Origin of the sequence: Xylophilus sp. ASV27 (assembly GCF_016428875.1) — a bacterium.
Lineage (GTDB): Bacteria > Pseudomonadota > Gammaproteobacteria > Burkholderiales > Burkholderiaceae_C > Xylophilus.
In genome coordinates, this window is the sequence record NZ_JAELTO010000423.1 from 1 (window position 1) to 255 (window position 255).

Genomic DNA, 255 nt, shown 5'->3' on the forward strand with positions numbered 1-255 from the left:
TTCAGGCTGCTTGCTGCGCAGCACGGCTTGACCTTGCTGCAGTGATTGCTTGATCTCCCGAAACCCCAGCTCGATCTCCCAGCGCTGGCGGTACAGCTGCGCCAGCGACGCTGCGGCAAACCGCTGAAGATCGAGCATCGAGGTGATGAAGCGCCTGATCTTGCCGCCAGCGCTGAGCTCGATCAGACGGGCCTGCCAATGGCTGGGCAGTTCTGGGTGCAGCTTCCTGGCACGCGGTGACACGGGCATGCGGAT

Annotated in this window: 1 protein-coding gene; it reads right to left on the reverse strand. The window is 63.1% G+C overall.

Going from position 1 to position 255, the window contains the following annotated elements; genetic code table 11:
- The coding region (locus JHD63_RS23625) for a transposase (RefSeq protein WP_198973210.1) at positions 1-255 on the reverse strand (255 nt) is incomplete at both ends.